Source organism: Levilactobacillus acidifarinae DSM 19394 = JCM 15949 (assembly GCF_001434835.1).
Taxonomy (GTDB): Bacteria; Bacillota; Bacilli; order Lactobacillales; family Lactobacillaceae; genus Levilactobacillus; species Levilactobacillus acidifarinae.
In genome coordinates, this window is record NZ_AZDV01000026.1 from 431,646 (window position 1) to 454,779 (window position 23,134).

The 23,134-nt window shown below is 53.4% G+C and carries 20 protein-coding genes and 1 riboswitch; of the genes, 1 reads left to right on the plus strand and 19 read right to left on the minus strand.

The annotated features are described in order from the left end of the window. Positions 1-5: 5 nt before the first annotated feature. Positions 6-1,214 (minus strand): CCA tRNA nucleotidyltransferase, encoded by a 1,209-nt coding sequence (locus FD25_RS09795; protein WP_057803737.1) that lies wholly within the window; start codon positions 1,212-1,214, stop codon positions 6-8. A 237-nt stretch (positions 1,215-1,451) separates the two neighbouring features. Here FD25_RS09795 and FD25_RS09800 point away from each other — a divergent pair, with 237 nt between their 5' ends. After that, positions 1,452-2,345, plus strand: coding sequence for a YitT family protein (locus FD25_RS09800; protein ID WP_057803739.1), 894 nt, complete (start codon positions 1,452-1,454; stop codon positions 2,343-2,345). A gap of 164 nt (positions 2,346-2,509) precedes the next feature. Here FD25_RS09800 and FD25_RS09805 read toward each other — a convergent pair whose 3' ends face one another. The 18 genes from FD25_RS09805 to dnaE all read right to left on the minus strand — a co-directional run bounded on the left by FD25_RS09805 (position 2,510) and on the right by dnaE (position 22,974). Further along, positions 2,510-3,802 (minus strand): tetratricopeptide repeat protein, encoded by a 1,293-nt coding sequence (locus FD25_RS09805; protein WP_443093767.1) that lies wholly within the window; start codon positions 3,800-3,802, stop codon positions 2,510-2,512. Between the two features lie 83 nt (positions 3,803-3,885). Continuing rightward, positions 3,886-4,161 (minus strand): HU family DNA-binding protein, encoded by a 276-nt coding sequence (locus tag FD25_RS09810; protein ID WP_011667553.1) that lies wholly within the window; start codon positions 4,159-4,161, stop codon positions 3,886-3,888. A gap of 240 nt (positions 4,162-4,401) precedes the next feature. Further along, positions 4,402-5,709 carry a ribosome biogenesis GTPase Der gene (der, locus tag FD25_RS09815; RefSeq protein WP_057803743.1) on the minus strand — a complete coding sequence of 436 codons (1,308 nt, stop codon included), beginning with the start codon at positions 5,707-5,709 and terminating at the stop codon, positions 4,402-4,404. 117 nt (positions 5,710-5,826) lie between these two features. Next, positions 5,827-7,143 (minus strand): 30S ribosomal protein S1, encoded by a 1,317-nt coding sequence (rpsA, locus tag FD25_RS09820; RefSeq protein ID WP_057803745.1) that lies wholly within the window; start codon positions 7,141-7,143, stop codon positions 5,827-5,829. 73 nt (positions 7,144-7,216) lie between these two features. After that, positions 7,217-7,903 (minus strand): (d)CMP kinase, encoded by a 687-nt coding sequence (cmk, locus tag FD25_RS09825; protein WP_057803747.1) that lies wholly within the window; start codon positions 7,901-7,903, stop codon positions 7,217-7,219. A 42-nt stretch (positions 7,904-7,945) separates the two neighbouring features. Beyond that, positions 7,946-8,566, minus strand: a complete 621-nt coding sequence (locus FD25_RS09830) for a LysM peptidoglycan-binding domain-containing protein (protein ID WP_057803750.1) — start codon at positions 8,564-8,566, stop codon at positions 7,946-7,948. Positions 8,567-8,874: 308 nt separating this feature from the next. Beyond that, positions 8,875-10,314, minus strand: a complete 1,440-nt coding sequence (locus tag FD25_RS09835; protein WP_057803753.1) for a RecQ family ATP-dependent DNA helicase — start codon at positions 10,312-10,314, stop codon at positions 8,875-8,877. Continuing rightward, the gene (locus FD25_RS09840) at positions 10,292-11,356 is read right to left on the minus strand and encodes a helix-turn-helix domain-containing protein (protein ID WP_057803755.1); all 1,065 of its coding nucleotides are present in this window, start codon (positions 11,354-11,356) and stop codon (positions 10,292-10,294) included. The genes FD25_RS09835 and FD25_RS09840 overlap by 23 nt, the downstream gene beginning before the upstream one ends. 100 nt (positions 11,357-11,456) lie before the next feature. Continuing rightward, positions 11,457-12,035 (minus strand): ECF transporter S component, encoded by a 579-nt coding sequence (locus tag FD25_RS09845; protein ID WP_057803757.1) that lies wholly within the window; start codon positions 12,033-12,035, stop codon positions 11,457-11,459. 108 nt (positions 12,036-12,143) lie between these two features. Continuing rightward, positions 12,144-12,264: riboswitch (FMN riboswitch) on the minus strand. A gap of 68 nt (positions 12,265-12,332) precedes the next feature. Then, positions 12,333-13,058, minus strand: a complete 726-nt coding sequence (locus FD25_RS09850; RefSeq protein WP_057803759.1) for a pseudouridine synthase — start codon at positions 13,056-13,058, stop codon at positions 12,333-12,335. After that, the gene (scpB, locus tag FD25_RS09855) at positions 13,034-13,648 is read right to left on the minus strand and encodes an SMC-Scp complex subunit ScpB (protein WP_057803761.1); all 615 of its coding nucleotides are present in this window, start codon (positions 13,646-13,648) and stop codon (positions 13,034-13,036) included. The genes FD25_RS09850 and scpB overlap by 25 nt, the downstream gene beginning before the upstream one ends. Then, positions 13,626-14,405 carry a segregation and condensation protein A gene (locus tag FD25_RS09860; RefSeq protein ID WP_057803763.1) on the minus strand — a complete coding sequence of 260 codons (780 nt, stop codon included), beginning with the start codon at positions 14,403-14,405 and terminating at the stop codon, positions 13,626-13,628. Before FD25_RS09860 ends, scpB begins: the two co-directional genes overlap by 23 nt. Beyond that, positions 14,359-14,754, minus strand: coding sequence for a hypothetical protein (locus FD25_RS09865; RefSeq protein ID WP_057803765.1), 396 nt, complete (start codon positions 14,752-14,754; stop codon positions 14,359-14,361). Before FD25_RS09865 ends, FD25_RS09860 begins: the two co-directional genes overlap by 47 nt. Positions 14,755-14,811: 57 nt before the next feature. After that, the gene (gene xerD, locus FD25_RS09870) at positions 14,812-15,708 is read right to left on the minus strand and encodes a site-specific tyrosine recombinase XerD (protein WP_057803767.1); all 897 of its coding nucleotides are present in this window, start codon (positions 15,706-15,708) and stop codon (positions 14,812-14,814) included. A gap of 19 nt (positions 15,709-15,727) precedes the next feature. After that, positions 15,728-16,615, minus strand: a complete 888-nt coding sequence (locus tag FD25_RS09875; RefSeq protein WP_083484140.1) for a CvfB family protein — start codon at positions 16,613-16,615, stop codon at positions 15,728-15,730. A gap of 184 nt (positions 16,616-16,799) precedes the next feature. Then, positions 16,800-18,557 carry a pyruvate kinase gene (gene pyk, locus FD25_RS09880; protein ID WP_057803769.1) on the minus strand — a complete coding sequence of 586 codons (1,758 nt, stop codon included), beginning with the start codon at positions 18,555-18,557 and terminating at the stop codon, positions 16,800-16,802. A 262-nt stretch (positions 18,558-18,819) separates the two neighbouring features. Then, positions 18,820-19,536, minus strand: coding sequence for a transaldolase (locus tag FD25_RS09885; RefSeq protein WP_057803770.1), 717 nt, complete (start codon positions 19,534-19,536; stop codon positions 18,820-18,822). 96 nt (positions 19,537-19,632) lie between these two features. Beyond that, positions 19,633-22,974, minus strand: coding sequence for a DNA polymerase III subunit alpha (dnaE, locus tag FD25_RS09890; RefSeq protein WP_057803772.1), 3,342 nt, complete (start codon positions 22,972-22,974; stop codon positions 19,633-19,635). Positions 22,975-23,134: the final 160 nt, after the last annotated feature.

Genomic DNA, 23,134 nt, shown 5'->3' on the forward strand with positions numbered 1-23,134 from the left:
CTCTCTTATTTCATATTCACTAAGGTTAACGCTTGGGTGAGTAACGCGGCCTTCTGGTTAGCAACCTGTCCCGTGACCACTTGTCGTTCGAGGACGGCGAGCACTTGTCCCAGCTGCGGACCGGGTTGAATACCCGCTTGCATCAGATCTTTTCCCGTCAGGGCCACTTCACGTTTGTCATGAATGGGGAGGGCCGCCGCCGCTTGGGTTAGGGCCGTTGTCCGGTCGGGTGCCCCTAAGATCACGGCGACTTCATTGGCTAGTAAGCTACGAGCCTGACCACATTGATAAAGCTGCCAGGCTGCCAAGTCTTGGGTCTGGAGAATCTGTGCGGCGGTGACCACGGCTTGAACATCCGTGATGACCTGGTTAGACGTCTTCCAGTGCTTTAAGAAGGTCGCGGTTTGGCCGTGATCGAACCCAAAGCTAAGACTGAGCAACGCCCAAGCGGTCACCTCACTGCTGACACCGTGGGTCAGGACTTGTGCTAACCGGGTCAACGCCGTCTCTTGCTGGGCAAAGTCCGGGCAGTAACGCCAGAGCTGGGTAGACAACATGACGGTTAAGCCCCGTTGCGGCGTCCGTCCCATGAGCATCTTCAACAACTCGACCTGGGTCCGTTCGACCGCGATCTTAGCCAATAAGGCCGCGTGATCGGTCATGGCCGCTTCCGTGGCGGGGACGATATCAAAATCGAGTTGACTGGCGAAACGAACCGCCCGCATCATCCGTAAGGCGTCCTCGTGAAACCGTTCCTGGGGATCGCCGACGGCCCGAATGTGGTGCTTTTTCAGGTCGGTCAAGCCGTCAAATAGGTCGATAACTTCCCCGTTTTCGCGCATAGCCAGGGCGTTAATCGTAAAGTCCCGGCGTTTTAAATCCTCGGCCAACGACCGCACGAAGGTTACGTGGTCGGGACGGCGAAAGTCGGTGTAGGTCGATTCGGAGCGAAACGTGGTGGTCTCGTAACCCGTCCCGTGATCCAAAATCATCACGGTTCCGTGTTCAATTCCCGTATCGACCGTGCGTTTAAAAAGATGCTTGATTTCATCGGGATAGGCACTCGTGGCAATGTCAACGTCGTGGATCGATTTGCCTAAAATCGTATCCCGAACGCTACCACCCACGAAGTACGCTTCATAACCCGCCCGTTCAATGGTCTGTAAAACTGGCCGGGCTAGTTCAAAATCCCGTGGTAACTGTTTTAGTTGCATACCGTCTTCCCCTTCTGCCAAATTCTGGTAAAGTCTTCCTCTGCCAGTTTAACAGATTACTGCGGTGAATTGAATGCAAAGCGCCGGTTAGACCTAGTTAGCACGGTTACTATTGGCCGAAAAACTATGCTATGATGAATTTATAAGCTTACCAATCGGGGCCGCTGGTTTGACGGAAACGCCGGAATTCTAGCCGGTTTAATTGGTAGCGTAATAGTTTGGTGGGAGGACGATAGGATGACACAGATTAAAGACGAACAGGTTCGGGTACTCGACCTGATTATGATTGGGCTGGGGTGTGCCACGTTGGCATTTAGTTTGGTCTTTTTCAACATCGCCAACCATTTGGCGGATGGCGGGATTTCCGGGATTACCCTGATTATTCGGGCTCTGTTTCATTTTGATCCCGCCTATTCAACCATTCTGATTAACATTCCTTTATTAGCCATTGGGTACCGCTACTTGGGCAAGCAGTCGCTGATTTATACCATCTACGGGACCTTCATGCTCTCGTTCTTTCTCTGGATCTGGCAACGCGTCCCCCTGGCAATCGATCTCAGAGGTGACCTGTTACTCGCCGCGCTAGGCGCCGGAATTGCTGGAGGTTTTGGGTCGGGATTGATTTACCGTTACGGCGGCACGACCGGCGGAACCGACATCGTCGCCCGAATCATGGAACGGTTCTTTGGGGTTCCCATGGGTCAATCCCTTCTGTGGTTGGATGTGGTGATCCTACTCATTTCGTTGGTCTACATCAACGTGCCACACATGGCCTACACGTTGATTTACTCCTACATTTTGACCCGCATCGTAAACTTTACGCAGGAAGGCGCCTACGCCGCTCGGGGCATCATCGTGGTTTCCGATCATTATCAGGACATTACCAATGCGATCATGGATCAACTCGAGCGTGGCGTGACGCTTCTAAACGGTGAAGGCGGTTATTCCCACCAACCACGACAGATGATTTACGTGGTGGTCGCGCCGAATGAACTACACACCTTGCGACACATCATTCATGAATGCGATCCTAAGGCGTTTGTTTCGGTAATCAGCGTGACCGAGGCCCTGGGTGAAGGGTTTACCTTCGCCGTGCCTAAAAAGCGTTTTTTGACCCGTTTTCGGCGATAGGTTGGACGGTTTAGTTTCTGATTTGGCAACCGCGGGGTGTGCGGTTGCTTTTTTTGTGATGATTTAAGTTAAAGTAATAATTGTATTATTACAAATATTATTTTTCAAAAAAACCGTTTACGGCAATTGACCCGCAAACGGTTAATCTTTACTAATTTTTAAGCTTAATCTGCCCGATAGCTATCCCACAAGGCAGCCATTTCCGTGTCGTCGGGCACCAAGTTGACGTACGCCCGCAACAAGGACTTGACCTGCTCTTGAGCCCCTTCTTCCCGGTAGAAGTAGATGGCCGGCTTCAAAAAGTCCGGCTGATCCATGAAGAACGGTGCCGCGGCATCATAGGTTTGCCGCGCTTGCTCGTAGTTTTCCTGATGTTGAGCCGTCACAGCTAGGTTCCAGTATAACTGCGGATCGGCCCCCTCATCCTTCACGTACGGTTGGACTAAGGCCACGTTTTCGTCCCAACGTTCCTGCTTCACGTAGAGGTTACTGAGTTGAATCACCGCACTGAGATCGTCAGCGTCCAAGTCGTGTCCCTGCTTCAGGTACTTCTCGGCGAGCTGCTCGTCGTCTAACTTGGTCGCCACGTGGGCCGCTTGCAACCAGAGCTTTTCGTTATACTGATCGACGCCCAGTCCTTCTTGCAACGTCGTTAACGCTTCCGGCAGCCGATTTTCGGCCTCTAATGCCTGGCCTAAGTACGGGTACAACGACGTGTAGTTGGGATCACTATCCTTGAGTTCTTCAAACAAATGAATGGCCGCTAACCGGTCTTTTAACTGGAGGTAGGTGAAGGCCGTCTCAAACTTCACATCGGCGGTCATATCGCCCGGGTGAATCTGTTTCAAATAACCAATGGCTTGTTCAAACCGACCGGCGTTCGCGTAGGCGACCCCCAGTCGTTCCACCAGGTTGACCCGCGACATGGCGGTCGTCCCCGCCGTGATCAACTCGAGGTAGAGCGGAATGGCCTTGCGAAATTCACGCATGGTGAAGTACAGTTCGGCCAGCGCAAAGGTAATTACCGGTTCGTCCGGAGCTAATTTGCGGGCCGTCAGCAGTTTCTGTTCGCTGACCTCAAAAAGTTCTTGGGTCTGATAGAGGTCCGCCGCCACCATCAGGGCCTGAATATAAGCGTTAGAGCCCGGTTTGACCTGATTCAGGTAGTCTAGGGCTTCATCGTTCTTATCCTCGTCAATCGCAATATCTGCCAGGTTCGTCCGGAGTTCGTCTTCGTCCGGATATTTCCGTAACAACTTTTCGTAGATTCGGCGTGACTGGTTTAAAAAGCCTAAGGAATATAACTCTTCGGCCAGACTAAACAGGGTATCGTCATCGTCGTGGCGTAATGCCAAGGCGTATTGTTTCTTGAAGGCATCCAGTTGTCCTTTTTCCAGTTGGTCTAACGCGGTTTGTGCGTAACTCATCTGTTTTTCAGCCTCCTCGGGGTCCTTAATCAGAAGTTTTTAAACTTTAACGATAATAAAAAACCAGTCCGGCGACCGGACTGGCCCTTTACCCATTAAATAGTTAATTGTAATTATTTAACAGCATCCTTTAAAGCTTTACCTGGCTTAAATGCAGGTACTTTGCTTGCAGGAATTTGGATTTCTTGTCCAGTTTGTGGGTTACGGCCCTTACGAGCTGCACGTTCACGTACTTCAAAGTTACCAAAGCCGATCAGTTGAACCTTTTCGCCTTTAGCCAACGTTGCTTGGACAGAATCGAAGACTGCATCAACTGCAGCCGTTGCGTCCTTTTTAGTTAAACCAGTTGCAGTTGCAACATCGCTAACCAATTGTGCTTTGTTTGCCATTTTGAATTCACCTCCTGAACAGAAGATTAGATGTAGGCCATCTAGTGATCATTTTTGAGTGGTCCAAAAATGATGAAACAAATACGGGGAAACCGCATCATTTCTTTATCAAAGATAGCACAGGAAGCCTTATATGACAAGGGATAACGGCATTTTTTAGCAATTATCCCCGAAGTTTTTGTGATTTTTATCATTTTGACCCGTTTTTGGGTAAAAAGGTTGCTATCACGGGGTTCAACGTTACTTTCGGGCGCGTTCAATCAAATGCAACGGCGTTCCCTCAAAATCGAAGTGTTCCCGAATTTGGTTTTCCAAAAAACGTTCGTAGGAGAAGTGCATCATCTTCGGGTCGTTGACGAAGACCACAAAGGTTGGCGGGGCCACGGCCACTTGGGTGGCGTAGTAGACGCGCAGGCGCTTCCCGTTGTCGGATGGCGTCGGATTCAACGCAATCGCGTCCATGATGACATCATTTAACGTGGCCGATTGAACCCGTTGGTTATGGTTAGCGGAGACCCGTTTGATCATCGCCGGTAGTTGGCTCAGGCGTTGCCCGGTCTTGGCCGACACGAAGAGGATCGGCGCGTAACTGAGGTACTGAAATTCCGCACGAATCAGGTTTTCGAAATCTGTCAACGTGTGATTATCCTTCTTTAGGGTATCCCACTTGTTGACCAGGATAATGATGCCCCGGCCCGCTTCGTGCGCGTAACCAGCCACCCGCTTGTCCTGCTCACGAATGCCTTCTTCGGCGTTTAACACGACTAAAACCACGTCGGAATCGTCAATCGCGCGCATCGCCCGCATGACACTGTACCGTTCCGTGTTTTCGTAGACCTTACCACGTTTCCGGATCCCGGCCGTATCGACCATGGTGAAACGCGTGTCGTCCGCCGTAAACTTGGTGTCGATCGCATCCCGGGTGGTCCCCGCAATGTTTGACACGATTACGCGGTCTTCTCCCAGCATGGCGTTGACCAACGAAGATTTCCCCACGTTCGGCCGCCCAATCAGGCTAAAACGAATGGAATCGTCCTTAGGCGCACCATCTTCAGCCGGAAATTCCTTGACCACGGCATCCAATAGATCCCCAAGTCCTAACCCGTGGACCCCGGAAACCGGGTACGGATCGCCAAAGCCCAGGGCGTAGAAATCGTAAATCGTTTCCCGTACTTCGGGATTATCCGCTTTGTTCACCGCCAAAATAACGGGTTTTTTCGACCGGTAGAGAATCTTCGCGACCTTTTCGTCGGCGTCCGTGATGCCCTCGGGAGCGCTCACGACCAAGACGATCACGTCGGCTTCATCAATCGCAATTTCGGCTTGTTGGGTAATCTGGGTGAGAAACGGTTCGTCCCCCATGTCGATTCCCCCGGTATCAATCATCCGAAATTCCGTACCCAACCATTCGGCTGGCGCGTAGATTCGGTCACGTGTTACCCCGGGGGTATCTTCGACGATGGAAATCCGTTCACCGGCAATTCGATTGAATAACGTCGACTTCCCCACGTTGGGGCGGCCAACAATGGCTACTACGGGATATGCCATCGTAAATCCCTCCTTTATTTGTTTACCTTGCTTACATTTAATGACAGGAAAAGGGCCCAGAACGCAACCCATTCAAGTTTCGCTCTAGACCCCTTTTTAACGACGAGCTAATCTAAATTAGTCCTTGTCGTTTTCCTGGTTTTCGATATCCTTTTTCAGGCTGTCCCCAATCAGGTCACCTAAAGAGAAGCCGGTGCTTTCTTCTGGGGCGTTAGCCGTAGAAGTTTCAGCAGAGTTCCGGTTGTTCCGCCGTGGACGAGAACCACCGTTGTTCCGGTTGTTGTTCCGTGGACGACTAGCGTTACCGCCGTTGTCGTGACCTTCGTCACCGGATTGTGGCTTTTCTTCCAAAGCCTTGATGGACAATGCCAAACGGTGATCGTCTGGCCGTACATCTAAGACCTTAACCTTGATTTCTTGACCAACCTTTAAGACGTCAGCTGGCGTCGCAATGTGTTGGTGAGAAATTTGGGAAATGTGAACCAAGCCTTCAACACCTGGGAACACTTCAACGAAGGCCCCAAAGCTCGTCAAACGCTTAACAGTACCGTCTAAGACACTACCTTGTGGTGCCTTGTCTTCAATCCCGTCCCAAGGTTCTGGTAAGGTTTGCTTGATGGACAAGGAAATCCGGTCACGTTCTGGATCAACGGATAAGACCTTCACCTTAACGTCTTGGCCGACCTTTAAGACATCGCTAGGCTTTTCAACCCGTTCGTAAGCAATTTCAGAAACGTGAACTAAACCGTCCACGCCGCCAAGGTCAACAAAGGCCCCAAAGTTCGTCAAACGAGCAACCTTGCCTTCGACCGTGTCGCCAGCTTGTAACTTCGCCATGATTTCTTCCCGTTGAGCGGCCCGTTGCTTTTCAACAATGGCCCGGTGGGATAAGATCAAGCGGTTTTCGCTAGGTTCGATTTCCACGATCTTAAATTCAAGGGTTTGACCCTTAAATTGTGACAGGTCTTCAACGAAGTGATCCGAAACCATCGATGCTGGAACGAAGCCCCGCACACCGGCGTCAACTACTAAACCACCCTTAACCACTTGGGTAACTGGGGCCGTCAACGTGTGACCAGCTTCGAATTCCTTTTGAATGTCGTCCCAAACCTTACGGGCTTCCAAACGACGTTGCGAGAGTAGGTAGCTCCCGCCTTCTTTATCGTTACCGATACGTGAGATTACGACGAGGTCTAAAACGTCCCCGACTTTAATTTCTGAATTAATATCTTCAGCTGGCTTGGCGGTCAGTTCCTTCTTGGGAACTACCCCTTCAATACCAGTTTCACCGATCCCAACGATTGCTTGTTGGTCATCGTCAATCGCTAAGATTTCACCCTTAACGACATCACCAATCTTGACGTTATCCACGTTGTTCAACGCGTTTAGCAAATCGTTGTTATCATTGTTTTGACTCGTGCCATTTTCACTCATGCGAATATTTCCTCCTTGCGACAACTCTAAACACCATTTTATCTGATTATAGTGATAAAAGCTAGTAAAATGCCTATTTCTGTTGCATTTCTTTTTCTTTAATAATTTCGGCGATTCGATCCGCCACTTGTTCAATTGATAACGAGGTGGTATCGAGTCGCACGGCATCCGCCGCTTGGGTCAGTGGGGAGACCTTCCGGGTGGAGTCTTTGCGATCCCGTTCCTCGATTTCGTGTTTCAAGGTGGCCAGTGGCGTGGTAATGCCCTTGGCTGCATTGTCTTTTAACCGTCGTTGGGCCCGTTCTTCCACGCTGGCCACCATGAAAATCTTGACTTCTGCGTGGGGTAAGACGGTCGACCCAATGTCCCGGCCGTCCATGACAATGCCCCCAGCGTCCGCAATCTGCCGCTGCCGAGCCGTCAATTCCGCTCGAATCGCGGGTAGCGCGGAAACCTGGGAGACCGAATTGGTCACGTCCGGTTGACGAATCGCTAAGGTGACCTCCGTCTCATCCACAAAGACCTTTTGCGTTGGGGTGCCGGGTTCGAACCGAATCGTGATCTGATCGAGTAGCTGTTTGATTGTGGCCTCGTCGTCTAAATCTGCCCCGGCCTGCAACGCCTTCCACGTAATTGCCCGGTACATTGCCCCGGTATCACAATAGATGTAATGAAACCGTTGCGCGACGATCTTGGCGACCGTACTCTTCCCGGCGGAGGCTGGTCCGTCGATTGCCACTTGTAAACCTTGCTTAGCCATAACGACATTAACTCCTAATCTAAGTATTTATTTAATTGGGTCTTACCGTACCCGTAAGCGTTGGCCAGGATGCACCGTTGCGCCGGATGACAGACCATTTAATTCTAATAATTTTTGTTCCGAGATGCCCGCATTCGTGGCCACCCGGTAAACCCCTTGGCCGGATTCGACCGTGGTGTACTTTTTCCCCGCAGCGCTGGTTGACGAGCTACTACTGGTCGTGCTCGTACTAGACGACGTGGCACTGGTCTCAGCCGATGCAGAGGTAACCGAAGAACTGCTAGTCGCGGTTTCCGTCGAACTAGCAGTCGTCGATTCTGTTTTGGCGCGGCTCTGAGAAGCCTTGGTGGCCGCCTTTTTATGGTGGCTACTGGAACTAGCGGCCTTCTTAGACGAAGAACTCGAGCTCCCAGCGGCCACCTTTTCCGTATTTTGGGGCCGGTTAACCGAACTTTGCCGAGCTAAACCGTACACCAGCGAGGCCGCCGCAATCACAATGATAATGGCAACCAGAATAATGGTGACCATGGTATTGCTATGATTTTGTCGCCGCATCTTCGTTCGTGATAGGTTTCCCTGATCGTCCCGATCATCGGCAAACGATTGCTCCCATGGCCGCGACGTTTGTTCCTTGGGCGTTTGCTCGTCACGTTTTTGACTCATCATCTAACCTCCCTGAAAAACTTTCACCGGTAATTGTAACATTCCCGGGTGAAATTAGGAACCTATAATTGCCGACGCAGCCGAGATTACGGCAATCTTAACAAATCCGCACAACCACTCCTTGGGCAACGTCAAAGGCCGCCACGCTGACTAGACGTGACGGCCAAGAGGAATCGCTTGGCGGGCCTCCCGCCAAACAATGAAAAGATTCGCTTCTCAAGTTTAAAGAAGCCCCCTTAGCTTATCAGTCTGGTCTCCCGGCCAACGCTAAAACGCAAAAATTAAGTGGGGGCCTTCCGATCACGGGGTTAACGCGGCGCATCGGCAATTAATAACCGGCGTAGTTGGGCCTGCCAACTCGGCGCCACGGGAGTCGGTGCGCTGACCGGCTGGCGTTTTAGCCCGAGAGCATCCAAGTCTAACGCCACCTTGCCCGGAGCACAACACGTCGCGGTATGGGCCGGGGCAACCTCGTCAAACGTCGTCAACCACCGGGCGCGCAAACATTGCGGTTCACGCACGTAGGCCAACATCTGTGCCAGTGCTCGCCCCCGTTCGCGCTCACGCCGTTCGAATAACGCTTGAACGGCCGTCGCCGAAATCCCGTGCTGTTGATAGAAGGTCAGCAGGGCAATTCCTGGATCGTCAACGCTGAAGGCCTGGGGGTGCGCATAAAAGCGCTGAATGGTGGCGTCATCCGGTCGGTTGGCCTGATTCAAGGTCAGCGGCAGCCGTTCGTCCCCCGGCGCATAGAGCAAAACGGCCAGACTAGGCTGCCCGTCCCGGCCCGCGCGTCCCATCTCCTGGGCGTAGCTTCCCAGGTCGGCCGGTAAATGGTAGTGAATCACGTAACGTACATCGTTTTTATCGATCCCCATCCCAAAGGCACTCGTCGCACAGATAATCGCCAAGTCCCCCTGCATGAACTGCTGTTGAATCTTAAAGCGATCTTCGCTGGAGAGTCCCGCATGGTAGGCCGCCACGGGTAACCCGGTCTGATCCCGCAGCCACTGGGCCGTATCGGTCGCCAATTGTTTACTAGAAAAGTAGATCACGCCCGGAAAGACCAATTGCGTCACCAGCGTTAATAGCCGCTCCCGTTTGGCTGCATCGTTAGCCACGGGTTCCACGTCCAAGAAGATGTTGGGCCGGTCGAGCGACGCTGTCACCTCCGTGGGGGTCGTGCGCAACTGCTTGGCGATTTCTCCCTTGGTGGCCTGATCGGCCGTCGCCGTTAACATCAACGTCAACGGCGACCCCAGTCGTTCCCGAATCGCCCCTAAGAGCAGGTATTCGGGCCGAAAATCCGGCCCCCACTGCACGATGCAGTGGGCCTCATCGATCACCAGTAGGCTCAGCGGCAATTGCCGCAAGCGAGCGAGCATGGCCGGTTGGGCCAACATCTCCGGAGATAAAAACAAAAATTGGTACTGCGCCAGATGCGCCAAGATCATTTGCCGTTCCCCAAAACTGGTCAGCGACGTAATCGCCGCGACCCGCCGAAAACCGGCCAAGTGCATCCGGTTGACCTGATCCGTCATCAACGCCAACAGCGGCGACACGATCAGCACACAGCCGGCGTGGCGATAACCGTAAAGTTGATAGATCAGGGTTTTCCCCGCCCCGGTCGGTAACACCGCTAGGGTATCCTGGCCGGCTTCTAGGGCGGTCAGCGCCGCCTCTTGCCCGGCGCGAAACTGCGAATACCCAAATACCGCTTGTAGACTAGTCGTCAGGGGTTCCGGCATGGTGGTCACCTTCCTTATCGCATAATATGGCTAACAATCGAAACGTGAAAAAGTCAAAGCGCTGCTGTAGCGCCACCGGTAACGCGGTATACTCCCAGTCGTCGAGTTGCGCCGGCAGCACTGCTAAGAGTGCCTGCCGGGTGGCCGGGGGCAAGAGTCGGTCGTAAGGCACGGCCGTGACAGGTAACATGATGGCCGCCTCCAGGAGGTGTTCCCGCACGGTACTGGGTTTAATGTGCCGCTGAACCGCCACCTGATCAAGGGTCAGATCCGTGGTGGCCACCGCGCGCAACGTGGCCTGGGCGCTGCGCGTAACGGCCGTTTGCCACGCCGGCGCCAACAACGCGTGTAAGGGGTGATCGGTTTGCCGGGCGTCCTGGGCAATCTGGACCACCCCATCGACGTGGCGTAAATAGACCTCCCAGGGGGTCCGCTGTAGATCCTGGGCCAGTTGCTGGACGGTCAGTCCCGGTTGCTGGTACCCGCTAAAGCCCGCCGTCACCACCTGCGCCGTCATGGGGGGTAACCGGGTGAGACTCGCGGTTAAGGCCGTGAACACCTGCGTGGCTAATTCCGGGGACTTAACCTGATGAAACCATTGTCGCACGGCCTGCCGGGTCGCTAGGTCCGTCGTCAGCGGATAATAGCGCGCCGTTTGATGGGCGTACTGAGAAACCACTTGAACGCTCAGCAATAGGCGTTGCCGGGCTAACCCTAACGTAATCTGCGGCCAAAGCGCTTGGGTTTTAGGCCGGAAAGTCACCGCTTGATCCCGTTGCTTTCGCCCCAAAGCCGTCAGTCGCAATTGCGGCTGTTCGGCCGGCAGCCACGTCGCCATTTTTTGGCTCACTAGGGTCTGCGCCACGGTATCGAGGCCCCCTCTGGCCAGGTGCTTATCTAGGCTCAACAGGTACAACAGGTCGTAGCGCTGACCCCAATACAAGGTTGAGACCGTTTTACGTCCCCGCAATAAGTTTTCGATCACCCGCAGTCGCCGCGCTTGCTGGTCGTCTAACAGGTCTAATAAGTCTTGAGGATCCACCCACTACGCCTCCTTTGAAGATTATCCGTTCTAGTTTACCATACTCAAAAGGGGACCCCCAGTCGGTGGTCCCCCGCAGAAACAATTGGTCATTAATCGGTTAATTTTGATGGCGCGCCAGCCAACCACCGAGACGGCGATTCAGCAGGATGAACAGGATCCCTAAAACGATCCCCTTGATCAGGTTAAACGGAATAACGCCCAATAAGATCAACTTATTGACGGGCAACCCTAACGACATCCCCCAAACCTTCAGGTACAGCGGCGTGATGACCCACCAATTTGCTAACGATAAGACTAAGGTCAAGCTGATGGTTCCCACGATCACGGCAACCACTTGACGTGACAGTGTCCGGGGCCGATCTTTCAGGACCGCACTAATTGGTAAAATAAAGGCTAAATCGGCGACAAACGCGGTCAACACCCCAATAAAATTGACGATGTCTAATCCCGTAGACACAAAGTATAACAACTCCTTGACGGCGGCAATCAAAATGGCACCGCCCGCACCAAAGATACTCATGCCTAACAAGACCACCAGATCACTAAGATCTAGTTTCATGTACGGCACAATAGGGATGATGGGAATGGAGATAAACATTAATACGTAAGCCACGCCGGCGAAGAGCGCCATTTCCACCATGGCCCGAACACCCAGTCCCTGTTGACGATTTTCCATAATCCTGTTCCTCCTTGCGGTCATCTCAAACGACGCGGCCACGAAAAAAGGCCTCGCCGCAGAAGGGCAAGACCTTGTTGATTACGTCAGGATGCGTAAAGAGAAACGTCTCATCTTCTGCATACCAGACTGTACTGTCGGTCTCGGAGTTACACCGAATCAACCACGGGAGCGTGGGTCGCGGACTGTTACCGCCGGTCGGGAATTCCACCCTGCCTTGAAGATGAACCATAATTTTATTACACATTTAATATACAAACCCTTACCGAGTTTGTCAAGCTTTTCACTTAGTCAACATTATTCGGCTAAACCCGTAAGCCGTTTTAGTTCCTTTAATTCCTCGGGTTTAAGGTGCCGGGAGTCGCCGGACTGCAACCCCTTAAGCGTTAGGAACCCGTATTGTTCCCGCTTTAGCTTCTCGACTGGGAAGCCCACCGCCGCCAACATCTTCTTGACCTGGTGGTTACGACCTTCGTGAATCGTTAACTGCACGATGGCCGTTTTTTTCTTCTGATCATAGCTGAGCATCTTGGTCTTCGCCGGCGCGTACGGTTCACCGTCAACGGTCACGCCTTGGCGTAGTTGTCGCAACGCATCGTTCGTTGGCACTCCCGTAACCCGGGCCACGTAGGTCTTTTCCACCTCGTAGCGCGGGTGGGTCAGCCGGTTAGCCAGCTCCCCGTCGTTCGTCAGTAATAGAAGTCCGGACGTGTCGTAATCCAACCGGCCCACCGGATAGATTCGTTGGGGCACGTTGTCGATCAAATCCACGACGGTCTTGCGTTTTTTATCATCGTTGGCCGTCGACACCACCCCGCGTGGCTTGTACAGTAACATGTAGACGGGGGCTTCGGCGGTAATCGGGACGTTATCGACCGTAATTGCGTCACGCACCCCTACCTTGGTGCCTAATTCGGTCACAACGGTCTGATTGACCCGCACGTGCCCACTGGTAATCAATTTTTCGGCTTGACGCCGCGAGGCTACCCCGGCGTGTGCTAAGACTTTTTGGAGTCGTTCCATGTCGTTTCATCTCCTGAATTCAATTGTTGGTTAAAGGCCTGCAAAAACAGGTCGCCATCGTCATTCGTCTCGTTAGGGGTGGCCGCCTCCGGTAACGGTGGCAGGTCACTCAACTGCTTAAGACCAAAGTAGTCTAAGAAGTAGTCGCTGGTGCGATAAATCTTGGGCCGTCCCGGTTCGTCTAACCGACCAGCCGGTTCAATCAGGCGGCGTAACACTAATTTTTGCACCGTCGAGGCACTTTGCACTCCGCGAATCTCATCAACCTCGATACGAGTAATGGGTTGCCGGTACGCGATAATGGCCAGCACTTCTAGTGAAGCCGGCGACAACGTGGTACTCAACGGGCTTTCAAAGTAGCGTTGAATCACGTCGCTGGCCGCCGCTTTGGTCACCAGCCGATAAGTCGTATCGTTGACCATTAATTCTAGAGCCGATTCCTCATCGGCGGCGTATTTTTCGGCCAGTCGTTCTAACGTTGCTAGAATGGCTGGCCGTAGCAGGCCGGTCACGGTCGCCAGGTCCGCAACGGTCATCCCTTCGTCACCGCTCACGAACAGGAGACTTTCAATCTGCGCTAATGGCGTCATGGTCGTGACCTCCTTTAACCGCATTGATTTCTAAGGGCAAGAGTCGACTGGGCTGATGCAAAGCAATTCGGCGTTGCCGCGCGAGTTCCAGCACCGCCAGAAAGGTCGTAACCACCTCGTCTAACACCGGTGTGCGGCCGAACAACCGGTCAAAGGCGATGGGGTGGCGTAACCGGTCTAAGCGTCGTAACACCGTTCGCATTTGATCCTTGATGGTGAAATGTTCCGTCGCCACGTGTTGGGTGACCGGTTGGGCCACGGTCGCTCTGTGTGCCAAGCGCACTAGGGTGGCCTGGAGATCCAAGACGGTCACGCCCGGCGCCACGGTCAACGGCGTCTCGGCCGGGACCGGCATGGCCGGCCGGGTGAAATGCTGCTGCCGCAACAAAGCGCGGTCCTTTAACTCGGCGGCCGCCCGTTGGTAACGCTGGTATTCAACCAGTTGGGTCACCAAGTCGGTCCGGGGATCGTCCGGCTCGTCGTCATCTGTGAGCTCAACGGTCTGCGGTTTGGGCAAGAGTAGCTTCGCCTTGATGGCCATCAAGTTGGCCGCCATTACGAAGTATTCCCCAGCAACGTCGAGTTGAAGCGTCTGCATCTGGTGTAAGTAGGTCAGATACTGACTGGTAATGGTCGTAATGCGGATATCGTAAATATCCATTTCGTTAGTTTTAATTAAATGTAATAACAGGTCTAACGGGCCCTCAAAGTCACTGACCTGAATCAGTGGTTGGCCGGTCGAGGTGGTTTTGTCCATGGTGAAATTCCCACTTTGCAATAATCTGTGATGTGGCGAGGGTCCCCATAATGCGTTGTTGGGGTACCATCGTCGCGAGTTGATCGAGCATTTGCCACACGTTTGCCGTGGACTGTTTATCGGGCATCAAGCCCACCAGTCGTACAACCACGTAATTACTTTGGCGCTCGGTTCCCAAGACCCCGGCGAAATCGTCGTACTGGTCCTTCCATAAAAACAGGGTTCGGTCATCGCCACCCTGATACCAAGCTAATTCGCGTTGCAAACGATCCCAGTCCTTAAAACTGGGGAGCAGGCTCATTAGCCCCATCGCAATCTTTTGATAATCGCTGCGATACTTGAGTAACATGCTTTCCCTCCGTTTTCACGTCCACCCACCTTACCACACTTCGAAACGAACCACAAACTACGCTCGCGGGTGGTACTGATCGTAAACCGCCGCCAAGCGTTTTTTCGAAATGTGGGTGTAAATCTGGGTGGTGGTAATGTCGGCGTGGCCCAGTAGTTCCTGGACCACCCGTAAATCCGCCCCGTTTTCTAGGATGTGCGTGGCAAACGAATGCCGCAGGGTGTGGGGCGTGACATCCTTGTGAATATCGGCCAAGGCGACGTAATGCTTAATCTTTTGCCAAATGGCTTGGCGGGTCAACCCGCCGCCGTGAGCGTTTAAGAACAGGTACGGACTGGTCCGTTGCTTTAATAAGACTGGGCGACTGGTCTTTAAGTACTGCTGGACCCAATCACTAGCCACGTCCCCGATCGGCACGATGCGTTCCTTATCACCCTTCCCCAGGGTCTGAATCAGCCCCATCTCCAGGTGCAGGTCGACCAGTTTCAAATGGACCAACTCGCTGACCCGCAGACCGGTGGCGTACAGGACCTCAAACATCGCACGATCCCGTAACCCATACTTGGTCGTGGTATCCGGCGCGGCTAAAAGCCGGTCGACCTCCGCAACCGTCAAAACGGCGGGCAGATGCTCGGCCCGTTTGGGAGCCGCCACGTTGGCCATCGGGTTAACGGCCAGTTGGTGGGTCTGGACCAGATAGCGGTAAAACTTACGCAACGCCGACACCGCGTGAATCACGGAGTTTCGCGACTTCCCCTGCTGGGTCAACGCCGCGAGGTAGGCCATCAATTGGGGACGTTCAACCGTTAAAAAGCTCGTCACCCGTTGGGTCTGCAGGTACGCGGCTAGTTCGCGCAGTTCCTGTGCGTAGCTGGTCACAGAATTTATCGCTAGGCCCTGTTCGACCGTTAAATAATGGGTAAAGTCCGCAATTGCGTCGTTAAAAGCTGGCATGCACCCACCTCCTAAAGCTTTAGTCCGTAGTTTGGTCGTCGGTCGACGTTGCCTTCAGCCAGAGTTGGCCGTCGTGTTGCGTGATCTTGTCGGCCTTAAGTAGGTGACCGATGGCCCGTTTGAACTGCCCCTTGCTGACCCCGAAATAGGCCTTAATGGCTGCCGGTGAACTCTTATCGCTAAATTCCAAGTGCCCCGCTTCGCTGTGTTCCAAAGCGGCGAGCAACATGGCGGCATCGTCGTCGATGGCTTCGTAGGCCCGCGGCTTTAAGGACAGATTCAACGTTCCGTCGTCGTGCACCCCGATGACGCGGGCCTGGACCTGAGCCCCCAAGCGCGGTTCAACTTCTCGTTCGCTCGGGTGAATGAACCCTAATTCGTAGTTTTCGGTCATGACCCGGGTACCGACGAGTTTGTCCTGGTACACCGTAGCCGTGACGTTGGCGTTTTCCATGCGCTTCTTGGCCGCTTGGGCAATCGCCTGGAAGATATCGGTATCGGCCAACACACCCCAGAGGCGTTGCTTGTTGTCTTCCCGTAACGCGATCAACAAGCGATCCCCCTGTTGGGGCCAGAGTTCCATCATGCTTGGCAGGTCGTCTAATGACACCACCATGTCCTTATCGGGCAGCCCGATGTTGACGAACACACCCAACGTCCGTTGACTACGCACCACCGTGCCCCAACCGTAATGGTCGACTTGCACCTGGGGCGCGTTTCTCGTGATGGTTAGGTGATGGTCTTCATTTTCGTAGGCAAAGCCCTTAAACGTGGCCCCGGCCTTCAGCGGTTTCTTGATCTCACTCTTAGCTAACCGAAACGTGGTCCCGTTGGCCTGCACGAAGTAGTCCGTTTCGTTTTCATCGGTCACGCTTCCCGTGATCACCCGTCCTAATAATTTATCCATAATTTCCTCATTTCTCCCCGACCATGACCGGGGGTCCGTTCTTAAAGTCACTAACCTGTATTTTACACGGAAACCGGTCAACTAGCGAGAGACCTGGCCGAATTTTTGCTGAGAATTTGGCGAGGCCACCAAAAAACGGACTCACCAAGTGGCGAGTCCGTTTCGATAAATTTAAAGTTTACGCTTAAAGGGCGTTGGAAGCACCGTGGTAAACAATGCCCCGACGGGAATCAACGGTAATTAATTCGCCATCAGAGATCTTGTCACTGGCACCCGTAGCACCAACGATCACTGGAATTCCCATAGAAATTCCTACAACCGCTGCGTGAGAAGTCAAACCACCGTTTTCAACGATAACGGCACTGGACTTTTCGATAGCTGGCAAGTAGTCCTTGTCGGTGTTCTTAGCGATTAAGATCCCGCCTTCAACCACCTTGGCGTTAGCTTCGGCAGCGGAGTTAGCGATGATGGCCTTGCCAATCACCGTGTCGTCACCGACGCCTTGGCCTTGAACTAACTTCGAACCAATTAATTGGATCTTCATCAAGTTCGTAGTTCCGCGTTCGCCAACTGGAACCCCAGCGGTGATCAGAATCAAGTCGCCTTCCTTAGCTAAGCCGGTTTCAACGGCCTTGGCAGCAGCCAGGTCGAACATTTCATCGGTGTTAGCTGGCTTTTCGGTCACGATTGGGTAAACACCCCAGTTAACCATCAAGCCCCGACGAGTCCGGTCATCAAAGGTAACGGCCAAGATATCAGCGTTAGGCCGGTACTTGGAGATCATCTTAGCGGTGTAGCCACTTTCAGTCGCTGCCACGATGGTCTTAACACCCAATTCGTTAGCAACCCGGGCAACGGAAGCACCGATTGATTCGGTCACGTCACCGTTGTCGAAGTCCAAGTTGTCGCGACCAAATTCTGGTAAGGCGTTTTCAGCCTTGATGTCGATCCGGTTCATGGTAGCAACGGATTCTACAGGGTATTCACCGTTAGCACTTTCACCAGAAAGCATGGTAGCGTCGGTCCCATCAAAGACGGCGTTAGCCACGTCAGAAGCTTCGGCACGCGTAGGACGTGGGTTTTCTTGCATGGAGTCCAACATTTGGGTCGCCGTGATAACTGGCTTACCTAAGATGTTGCACTTCTTGATCAGGGCTTTTTGAACCAACGGTACGTTTTCCGTTGGGATTTCAACCCCCATGTCCCCACGAGCAACCATTAACCCATCGGAAACCTTGATGATGTCATCAAAGTTGTTGATCCCTTCTTGGGATTCGATCTTAGGGAAGATTTGAACGTGTTCCATGTGCTTTTCTTCAAGTAATTCACGGATGTCCATGACATCTTGTGGCTTACGAACGAAGGAAGCCGCGATGAAGTTGATTTCGTGGTCCAAACCAAACCGAATGTCGTCGGAGTCCTTTTCAGTGATCCCAGGTAAGTTGATGGAAACACCAGGGGCGTTAACACCCTTCCGGGAACCCAAGACACCATCGTTTTGAACCTTCACAACTAATTCCTTAGTTGCGTCGTCCTTCTTTTCAACGACCGTGTCTAACAGACCGTCATCGAACAGTACGTGGCCGCCTTCGTGGACGTCATCGAACAGACCTGGGTAAGTAACCGCAATCTTTTCCTTCGTCCCTTCGAGGGAAGCATCCATCGAGATACGGAATTCGTCGTCAGTGTGGAAATCAAGCTTCCCGCCCTTTTCAACGGTCGTCCGGATTTCAGCACCCTTCGTGTCCAGCATGATGCCGACAGTCTTACCAGTAATCTTTTCAGCCTTGTGGACGTTTTCCAACCGGCCAAGGTGTTCTTCGTGATCACCATGGGAGAAGTTAAACCGGAAAATGTTCGCTCCGGATTCAATCAACTTAACAATGGTATCCACGTCAGTACTTGCAGGACCAAGGGTACTTACGATCTTGGTTTTCTTCATTAGAAAAATCTCTCCTTTAGAATTGGCACGAATCTAGTTTCCCGAACAGAAAATTCGGCAGACCAAAAACTTCGGCACAAATTTGATTCCAAAAGTATTTTAGCACTTTTAAAAATTTATGTCTGCTATGTTCCCTGAATTTCGGTGACTTTGTAGCCAAATTCTCAAAGTAAGCGTTTTCGGTTGACGCTTAAATGATAGATTGATGATTAAGATTAGCCATTAATTATGATTAGATAACCTAATCATTAACGAACTAAGCCTAGTCCGTCGTCGGAATGGTAAAGCCCAATTCCGCAATATCGGCATCGAAGGTCTTCACCGTATCCACGGAAACCTGGAAGGCATCCTTGCCGAACTTGGGCAACTTGCCTAAGATCTTGGGCGGCACCGTGATAATGTCACAGCCAGTCTGGTCGGCTTGGACAATGTTAAAGACTTCACGGGTACTAGCCCAGAGGAGTTCGACACCCGCCTTGGTGTGGCAGACCTTAGCGGCCGCTCGCATCAGTGGCAACGGATCGACCCCGGTATCGGCGACCCGGCCGGCAAAGACGGACACGATGCTCCCGGTCTTTTCATCTAGGGCCGCTACGGCTTGTTTAACTTGGTCCAGCGTGGTGATCGCCGTGACGTTTACCTGAACGCCCGCTTGGGATAACTTGGTGATCACCGCCGTGTTGTCGTCACCGGTCGCCCGAATGATGGGGACCTTCACCGCCACGTGTTGGCCGAGCTTAGCCAAGACCTGGGCTTCCTTTAACATCTGATCCGGTTGGTTGGAAAAGACCTCAAAACTGATGGATTGGTCCGGGAACGTGGCCACGGCTTCCTTGGCAAAGGCCAGGTAATCCGTAATCCCCGCCGCCTTCATCAAGCTGGGATTGGTCGTAAAACCTTCCACGACTCCCTGAGCGGCCACTTGTTTCATGGCAGATAATTCGGCACCATCTGAGTAAACCTTAACGTTTAGTTGCATGAAAAAACCTCCAGAACTATTTTTAATAATTAATCATTGGTACAATCGTACCAAAGCCTTTATAAATAGTCTAGAGGTATTTTTAATTAAATTGGTCTACCCATTATGCAAAACGACGTTGCCCGGCCCCATGAGGTCCTCTAACGGCCCCTTTAAGTCGGCATCCGCGCGTAACCATTGTTGTTGCGGCAACACCCGTTTTTGATCGGTCTGGGGTTGGTACACGATTACCGGAACGGTCCCCGTATTTTGCGTTAGCAAATGCGCTAATTGACTGGCGATTTGACGGTCGTCGTGTTGTGCATCCACGCGAATAAACCACCGGGGGCCCGCCGGTAACGCGACTGGGGCGGTCGGACTAGGCGCCAATTGTAAGTGATTCGCCACCACTTGCAGCCCCCGGTCACGTTCCACTTTACCCTGAACCACGATCACCTGGCCGGTCTGTAACCACTCCGCGGCCCGGCGATATTGGTTGGGAAAAACGGTGACGCTCAAATCGGCGGTCTCATCGCTGACCGTTAAAAACGCCATGGGTTCCCCGCGTTTGGTCCGAATCTTCCGGATCCCGGTCACGTAAACCACCACCGTTACCTGGGTCAGGCTCCCTAGGTCGCTAATGGGTTGAGCGTGCCGTTGTTGCCGTAACTCACGGTATTGTTCGACCGGGTGGCCGGAAAGGTAAGCGCCCAAAACGGCCTCTTCCTTGGTCAACTTGGTCATCAGGTCAAAGTCCGGTTGCGGCTTAACCTTTGGTGCCAACGCCGTAAAGAGTTCCACGTTGTTGCCGGATAATTCCACGGTACTCAAGAACTCGGGAATGGCCGCAATCAGCTCAGCACGGTTGTACCCAAAATGATCGAAGGCCCCCGCATAGACCATGGCATCCAACAAGTCTTCCTTGCGGTACTTAGCCTCGGTGCGTTCCAAAAAATCGTGGAGGGTCTTGAACCGGCCGTGTTCGTGTCGTTCGGCCAGGATGGCTCGCAAGAAGTCACGCCGGACCCCCTTAATCGAACTCAGCCCAAAAATAATCGCGTGGTCTTGGAGGTTAAAGTAAGCCGTCGACTGGTTGATGTCGGGCGGTAGGATGGTGACCCCGTGCCGCTTAGCCTCGGTTAAGTACAACTTAGTCTTGGCTGGCACGTTGATCACCGAATTTAACAGCGCCGCGTAAAACGGTCCCGGATAGTGGGCCTTCAGGTAGGCCAGCTGAAAGGCCAGCTTGCTGTAGGCCACCGCGTGAGACCGGTTAAACCCGTAGTTGGCAAACTGATCCATGTAAGCGAAAACCCGCTGGGCCACGTCCGGTGCGTACCCTAACTTGACGGCCCCCTGAACGAATTGCTTTTGCATCGCGTCCATGGTCTGCTTTTTCTTCTTGCTCATCGCTCGGCGCAATAAGTCGGCTTGTCCCAGGGTAAAGCCCCCCATGGTCGAGGCGACCTGCATGACCTGCTCCTGGTAAACTAACACGCCGTAGGTCGGTCCCAAGATGGGTTGTAAGGCATCGGCCGCATAGGTCACGGGTTCCTGCCCGCGTTTGCGGCGAATAAAGGTATCGATATTTTCCATCGGCCCAGGCCGGTACAGTGCGTTGACCGCCGCAACCAGTTCGAAACTATCCGGCTGCAGCTGACGCAAGACCCGTTTGATCCCCGCGGATTCAAACTGAAAGACCCCGTTGGTTTCCCCCTGAGCAAAAAGCTTCAGGGTCGCCGGGTCGTTGAGATCAATCTGATTGAGGTCTAATTTTTGACCGGTCTGTTTCTGGACCAATCGTAAGGCGTTGGCCAGGATACTCAGGTTCCGCAACCCCAAGAAGTCCATCTTTAATAGCCCGACGGCTTCCACGGTATCCTTGGGGTACTGGGTCATCAGTAACCCCTCACTACCGGGTTGCAACGGCACTAAGTCGGTCAACTGTCCCTGACTCAATACGATTCCGGCCGCGTGGGTCGAGTAATTTCGGGGTAACCCCTCCAGCCGCTGGGCGGTCGCAAACAGTAATTGGTTGCGGTCACTATCGGCGACTAGGTTGCGTAACCGTTGAGACTGCTGGTAGGCCGCCTTGAGGGTAATGTGCAGTTGGTTGGGGATCGCCGCACTCCAGTCGCTCATCTCGTAAGGACTGACGCCTAAAACCCGTCCAACGTCTCTGAGCGCCGCCTTAGCCGCTAGGGTCCCGAAGGTAATAATCTGAGCGACGCGCAGGTGGCCGTACTTATCGTGAACGTACTGCAGGACTTCCTGGCGGCGATCGTCGGGAATGTCCAAGTCAATATCGGGCATTTGCGCCCGTTCTTCGTTTAAAAAACGTTCAAACAATAGATGATAACTCAGCGGATCGACCTCGGTGATGGCCAAGACGTAGGCCACCAGCGATCCGGCGGCCGACCCCCGGCCCGGTCCCGTCTGGATATGGGCCCGGTGCGCGAAATTCATCACGTCCCAGACAATTAAAAAGTAGTCGTCAAACCCCATCCGGTGAATAACGCCTAACTCCCGGTCTAACCGATCATGGTAGGCCTGAGCGTCGACTTGCGGCTGAGCCTGCAGTCGCGCGGTCAGGCCCCGTTCGCACAGTTGGCGCAGATAGGCCTGTGACGAACTTCCCTGCGGCGTTGGAAACTGCGGTAATTGGGGCTGTTGGAACCGTAACGTCACGTCAGTCGTCGCGGCCAGTCGTTCGGTCGCCGCCGCCACATCCGGCAACTTCCGGTAACGGTTGACCTGATCGGCGGCCGGCACCAACCAATGCTGGCCCAGTTGCCGCTGTGACGTGACGGGATCGTCGATGGTCTCCCCGGCCGCAATGGCGCGTAACACGTTGACCGCAAACTGGTCCTCGCGGTTGAGATACCGCACCGGACTGAGCGCCACCACCGTGACCCCCGTCTGCTGCGCAATGGTCTTTAACCCGGTTTGCACGGCTGCGGGCGTATCCGGGGCGACTCCCAAATACAAACAATCGGTGGGCACCCACTGCTGCAGTTGGGTCATCACCCGCGTGGCGGCGGCCGCATCCCCCGCCGCTAAGAGCTGGTGAACCTCGCTTTGCAACGGGGCAATCACGGCGAGATGGCTAAGTAATTCCGGTTTTTGGGTCAAATCGACCGGGGCGCCGGCCACCTGGTAGGCCGTACTGAGTTGCATCAAATGTTGGTAACCCGTAAAATCACGGGCAATTAACACCCAATCTTTGGCGGTCTCCCCCGTTACGACCACGCCCTGAGTACTGAGGGTCAGGCCGAGTAACGGTTTAATCCCCGCCTGTTGACAGGCGTTATAGAAGGCCACCGTGCCGTACATCACGTTTTGGTCGGTCAGGGCCAGGGCCGTGTACCCCCGTTGTTTGGCCGTCTGCACCAGTTCGGTGAGTCGATTCGTACTTTGTAAGAGACTGTAGGTGCTAAAGACTTGTAATGGCACAAACACGTCGGTTCTCCCCCTTTCTTGCTGCTCCCCATTATACCAGAAAATACCGGGAGTTCCGGATTGACGAACGCACGTTCCAACCCTCACGCTAAAAGTTAGGGTTAGCTCACCTTTCGAGCTGTGCCCAAAAGGTGAACTAATGACCTGGGCCTAAGCCCAT

What these genes read in the sequence shown, in the direction of transcription:
- FD25_RS09845 (WP_057803757.1), bottom strand. Translation starts at nt 12,035, where the DNA reads ATGGAAAATCGTCAACAGGGACTGGGTGTTCGGGCCATGGTGGAAATG.
- scpB (WP_057803761.1), bottom strand. Translation starts at nt 13,648, where the DNA reads ATGACGCCATTAGCGCAGATTGAAAGTCTCCTGTTCGTGAGCGGTGAC.
- FD25_RS09860 (WP_057803763.1), bottom strand. Translation starts at nt 14,405, where the DNA reads ATGGACAAAACCACCTCGACCGGCCAACCACTGATTCAGGTCAGTGAC.
- pyk (WP_057803769.1), bottom strand. Translation starts at nt 18,557, where the DNA reads ATGAAGAAAACCAAGATCGTAAGTACCCTTGGTCCTGCAAGTACTGAC.
- der (WP_057803743.1), bottom strand. Translation starts at nt 5,709, where the DNA reads ATGGCATATCCCGTAGTAGCCATTGTTGGCCGCCCCAACGTGGGGAAG.
- FD25_RS09835 (WP_057803753.1), bottom strand. Translation starts at nt 10,314, where the DNA reads ATGCCGGAACCCCTGACGACTAGTCTACAAGCGGTATTTGGGTATTCG.
- FD25_RS09830 (WP_057803750.1), bottom strand. Translation starts at nt 8,566, where the DNA reads ATGAGTCAAAAACGTGACGAGCAAACGCCCAAGGAACAAACGTCGCGG.
- FD25_RS09810 (WP_011667553.1), bottom strand. Translation starts at nt 4,161, where the DNA reads ATGGCAAACAAAGCACAATTGGTTAGCGATGTTGCAACTGCAACTGGT.
- FD25_RS09795 (WP_057803737.1), bottom strand. Translation starts at nt 1,214, where the DNA reads ATGCAACTAAAACAGTTACCACGGGATTTTGAACTAGCCCGGCCAGTT.
- rpsA (WP_057803745.1), bottom strand. Translation starts at nt 7,143, where the DNA reads ATGAGTGAAAATGGCACGAGTCAAAACAATGATAACAACGATTTGCTA.
- xerD (WP_057803767.1), bottom strand. Translation starts at nt 15,708, where the DNA reads ATGCCAGCTTTTAACGACGCAATTGCGGACTTTACCCATTATTTAACG.
- FD25_RS09865 (WP_057803765.1), bottom strand. Translation starts at nt 14,754, where the DNA reads ATGTTACTCAAGTATCGCAGCGATTATCAAAAGATTGCGATGGGGCTA.
- FD25_RS09875 (WP_083484140.1), bottom strand. Translation starts at nt 16,615, where the DNA reads ATGGATAAATTATTAGGACGGGTGATCACGGGAAGCGTGACCGATGAA.
- FD25_RS09800 (WP_057803739.1), top strand. Translation starts at nt 1,452, where the DNA reads ATGACACAGATTAAAGACGAACAGGTTCGGGTACTCGACCTGATTATG.
- FD25_RS09850 (WP_057803759.1), bottom strand. Translation starts at nt 13,058, where the DNA reads ATGGAACGACTCCAAAAAGTCTTAGCACACGCCGGGGTAGCCTCGCGG.
- FD25_RS09885 (WP_057803770.1), bottom strand. Translation starts at nt 19,536, where the DNA reads ATGCAACTAAACGTTAAGGTTTACTCAGATGGTGCCGAATTATCTGCC.
- cmk (WP_057803747.1), bottom strand. Translation starts at nt 7,903, where the DNA reads ATGGCTAAGCAAGGTTTACAAGTGGCAATCGACGGACCAGCCTCCGCC.